The organism is Streptomyces sp. NPDC025721, from assembly GCF_055558595.1.
This window is the reverse complement of record NZ_JBVHMF010000056.1, coordinates 1-4,553: the sequence shown is the minus strand read 5'-3', so window position 1 is coordinate 4,553 and position 4,553 is coordinate 1. Positions and strand designations below refer to the sequence as shown.

At 70.8% G+C, this 4,553-nt stretch carries 2 protein-coding genes; one reads left to right on the top strand and one right to left on the bottom strand.

Annotated elements, in window-relative coordinates:
- Positions 1 to 129: 129 nt before the first annotated feature.
- A complete protein-coding gene (locus ACZ4EF_RS36805; protein WP_467508558.1) occupies positions 130 to 3,630 on the bottom strand; it encodes a ricin-type beta-trefoil lectin domain protein in 3,501 nt (1,166 codons plus the stop codon).
- A 623-nt stretch (positions 3,631 to 4,253) separates the two neighbouring features.
- Here ACZ4EF_RS36805 and ACZ4EF_RS36800 point away from each other — a divergent pair.
- Positions 4,254 to 4,424, top strand: a complete 171-nt coding sequence (locus ACZ4EF_RS36800) for a hydrophobic protein (protein ID WP_355348845.1) — start codon at positions 4,254 to 4,256, stop codon at positions 4,422 to 4,424.
- Positions 4,425 to 4,553 lie beyond the last annotated feature (129 nt).

Sequence of the window (4,553 nt, the reverse complement as noted above, 5' to 3'; positions counted from 1 at the left end):
CCCCCCCTCCCCCCCCCCCCCCCCCCCCCCCCCCCCCCCCCCCCCCCCCCCCCCCCCCCCCCCCCCCCCCCCCCCCCCCCCCCCCCCCCCCCCCCGACCGGGTGGGACACAGCGGACGGGGCGCGCCGGTCAGCCGAGGCGGAAGCGCTGTGCCGCCGTCCCGTTGCAGTCCCACAACTGCACGGGATCCCCGGCCCGCTGGCCGTTGTCCTTGTCGTCGAGGCAGCGGCCCGACTGCGGATTGAACAAGGTGCCGTCGGCCCGGCTCTCCCACACCTGGGCGCCCGTGCCGTTGCAGTCCCACAGTTGGGTCCGTGTGCCGTTGCCGGTGTTGCCGCCCACCGCGTCGAGGCACTTGCCGAAGGTCCGCAGCGTGCGGTCGCCGGGCGCGGACCAGCGCTGCGCGTCGGAGCCGTTGCAGCCGGACAACTGCACGGGCGTGGCGGAGGCCGGATCGGCGTTGGTCACGTCCACGCACAGGGCAGCGGGGCCGGAGACCGCACCGGGCGGCAGCTTCCACGACTGCGCGGTCACACCGGCGCAGTCGTAGAGCTGGAGCTGTACGGCGCCGGGTGTGGTGTTGCCGTCCGGCACGTCGAGGCAGCGTCCCGAGGCCGGATTGAGCAGGCTGCCGTCGGAGCGGTGCGTCCAGGTCTGCGAGGCGGCACCCGAGCAGCCCGCGACGCTCACCGGCGTACGGTTCGCCGTCCCGCCGCCCGTGGCCGTCAGGCACTTGCCGAGGACCCGGACGGTACTGTCGGCCTGGTACGCGACCTGCTGGGCCGCGCTGTGGTTGCAGCCCCACAGCTGCACGGCCGTCCCGTCGTCGGCCACCCCGCCGCGCACGTCGAGGCACAGGCCGCCCGCGCCGATCACCTCGCCGGACGCCGGGTTCGCGGACGCGCTGCCGGACAGCGTCACGGTGTGCGAGGAGCCGAGCGGGAGCGCGCCCGTCGTCACCGTCACCGTCCTGCGGTTGACGTTCCACGACCACGCGGTCTCCGGGACCTGCGCCCCGTCGACCGAAACGGCGGTCGGCGCCTGCGAGTTGGACAGCCGCAGGGTGTAGGCCCGGGAGGTCGGCGCGCCGCTGAAGGAACCGGTCTGCGCGCCGATCGTCAGTGTCCGAGCCGCCTCACTCCACGACAGGGGAGCCTCGGTCGCCTGGCCGCTGCGATAGCCCGTGCCCTCGCCGGCGTCGGAGTAGACCGAGAAGGCCCCGTCGGCACCCGCGGCGACATTCACCGTCACCTGCGTCAACGGCCGCTGCCCCTGGTTGTCGACGTAGTCGGTGCGGGTGGTGAGGATGCCGCCGGCCTTGATCAGCACCGGCATCCGGGACAGCGGACCGGTGATGGTGACGGTGGCGGGCCCGGTGTAGGTGCGGCCGGTGAAGTAGTCCGTCCAGCTCCCCGGCGGCACCCACACCGACGCGGAGCCGTTGCCGCTGGAGTCGTTGGGCGAGGTGATCGGCGCGACCAGGACGTCGTCGCCGTACAGGTACTCGCCGGTGGCGCTGTAGGCGGCGTCCTGGGACGGGTAGTCGAGATACAGCGGCCGGACGATGGGCACACCGGTCGCGTTCGCCTGCTGTGCGAGCGTGTACGTGTACGGGACGAGCGCCTCCCGCAGCCGCAGGAAGGACTCGGCGCTCGCCGCGGCAGCGCCGGTGTAGTTCCACGGCAGCCGGTCGCCGTGGTCGGAGTGCAGCCGGTCCACCGGCTGGAAGGTGCCGAATTGCACCCAGCGGGCGTACAGATCGTCGGCGAGATGACCGCCGTGGAAACTGCCGATGTCATGGCTGACATTGGAGATCCCCGCGGCGGCCTCGGCGGCGGTGAACTTCGCCTCGAAGGCGAGCATGTCCCACGTCGCGGGCGTGTCGCCGGTGAACTGCATCGAGTTGCGCCGCTCGGACCAGGGCCCGACCGGGTAGTTGCTGTTGTCGCCGCCCTCCTCCGAGCCGCCGATCCGTGCGAAGGAGAAGCCGCGCAGCCCCTTGGCCGCCGCGTCGTCCGCATAGGCCTGGTTGATCAGATTGTCCGGCCCCACATGCGGATCTGACGCGGTCGAGGCACCGCAGTTGGTGCAGTAGTCCAGCCACCACTCCCGCACGCCCTGTTGCTCGAAGGGCTGGTGCAGGTCGAGATAGGCGGCCAGATGCGCCGGGTTGGACCAGTCGAAGGCGTACGTGCTGCCGCCGTCGGGCAGGAGGCCGCCCGCGCGGGAGTTGGCCGCGGCGAATTTGGGGTCGCCGCTGTCGATGGTCGGGTGGATGTTCATCGACACCGCGAGACCCTGCTGCTTGGTCCAGTCGAGGAATGCCCGCGGATCGGGGAAGAGCGAACTGTTCCAGTTCCAGCCGTTCCACTGCGTCGGCGACTTCCAGTCGGTGTCCACCACCAGCCAGTCGATCGGCGTGTTCGTGCTGCGGAAGGTGGGCAGCAGCGAATTCTCGTAGTCGGCCGTCGAGTAGCCGTAGTACCGCGAGTACCACACGCCGTAGGCCGACTCCGGTAGCAGATTGGCGCCGCCGGTCAGGGAGTTGAGGTCGGCGAGGCCCTGCTTGTAGTTCTGGCCGTAGCCGAAGAAGTAGCCGTCCTGGTACGGCTGGGTGCCGTGCGAGGGCCGGTCGGTCACCGCGTGCGCGCCCGACAGCAGAGCCGTCCGGGTGTCGTCCAGCAGGTACCAGCCGTCGCGATCCAGGATCCCCGGGTGCTCGGGCACCGGCACGGCCGCCGGATTGTCCAGTGTCCGGGACCAGCCGCCGAGGGTGTTCGTCGGCCCCGCGCCGTAGCCGGTCGTGGTGAGCGCCGTCGACGCGGCCGGGTACGCCGTGGTGCCGACCGGGGTGACCGCCAGGCTGTCGATGTTGACCCGGCCGGTGTCACCCGCGTTCTGCACGATGCTCAGGGTGTTGGCGCCAGCGGTCAGGTGCACCGTGGCGGACGCGGTCGACCAGGCGTTCCACGACGAGGTGGCGGGCAGGCTGAGCGCCGGGCCCGCGGTCGAGCCGACCCGGGTGGACAGGGTGCCCGTACCGCCCGCCGCGTTGGAGTAGCGCACCCACAGCCGGTAGTCGCCGGTCGACGGCACCGCGGAGACGTCCTGGGTGAGTCCGCTGCCCGTGTGCTCGTATCCGGCGACGAAGCCGGAGCCGGTGTGCCCGGTGTGGTCGTAGGCGGCGACGCCGTAGCCGCTGAGCAGCGAATTCTCAGCCTCGCAGGCGGAGTTGACCGGGCAGTAGGAAGGAAACGCCGGTGTGGCGGTCACCCCCGTGCCCGCCATCGTCACCGTGAGGTTGGCCGCCGTGAAAGGGCCGCTGCCCCGCTTGTAGCGCAACGTCAGCCCGGACGTCGTGATCTCGCGGTACCCGTCCGCGGTGACGTCCGTGGTGACGTCGGACACGGGGAAGGACCGGTTGACGGCGTTGAACGTCGTCCCGTCCTGGAAGGCGGCGTCGCCCGCGTACTCCAGCCGCACCAGGGTCGGACTGAGCACCTCGAAGCGGGCGTTCCCGTCGGTGACGACGGAACTCGACGCCGTGGCCCGCGCCGGCGGGGCGGCCTGCCGCGCCACCGCGCTGTCGACGGCGGTGACCGACAGCAGCGCTAGGCATGAACCCAGCACGAGCGCCCGGCTCCTGCGGGGCGAGAGAGGTGATCCGACGCGGCGTGGGCGCATGGGCATGCCTTCCGTAGTCCTCGACAGAGCCTGACATCGTTGTCCATGGTCCAATTCGCCGTGCGGGAAGCGGAGTTGAGTTGACCGGCGCGACGAGGCGTGAGAGCGCTCCCTGAAGCTAGCCATTGGTCGTGTATGCGTCAATACGCCGCACGGGCCGCACGGGCCGCACGGGCCGCACACGGCGGTCGGCGGTGTGTCACTCCGGTCGACGCGCCTCGACGGCCCCGCCCCGTCCCGTCACCGCGCTGACGCAGCGCGGGACACCACCGGTCGCACCAGAAGTCGGAAACAGCCCGGATCCCCGCGGCGGTGTCCGCGACACAGTCCGCAGCGTCCGGTCGTCATGGTGAGGACAAGGAATTGCGGAGCGGTAGGGGGTGATACGGGTCTGGCGCGCACTCGGAATCGAGTGCGCCTGTCGTCGAGGCACGGTGACTATGGCGCCCGACCGCCTGTCCCGCTCATCGCCAGGACACCTGTCACCAACTGATGGATACCGTTCCGTGACATTATCCGCGCATGTCAGTGTGGGCGTGGGGCAAGCGCGCGAGTGGGAGGTACAAACTATGGGACCGCTTCTGCTCGTTCTTCTGCTCGCGTTGATTCTCTTCGGCGCCGGGTTCGCCCTCAAGATTCTGTGGTGGGTGGCGATCGTCGTCCTGGTGGTCTGGCTGCTGGGATTCGTTGTCCGCTCGACGAATTCCGGTGGCAGCCGTGGCCGTTGGTACCGCTGGTAGCGACGCACTTCGACCTGCCACTGAGCGGTGGGCGGCCCCCCCGGGGGGGGGAACACTCAAGGCTGCGTTGGAAACACTTTCTCCCCCAAGAGGGCCCACGCATCCCCCGGAGAAAAGGAAAAACTTTGG

Coding starts and splice junctions, on each gene's coding strand:
- ACZ4EF_RS36800 (WP_355348845.1), top strand. CDS start 4,254: ATGGGACCGCTTCTGCTCGTTCTTCTGCTCGCGTTGATTCTCTTCGGC.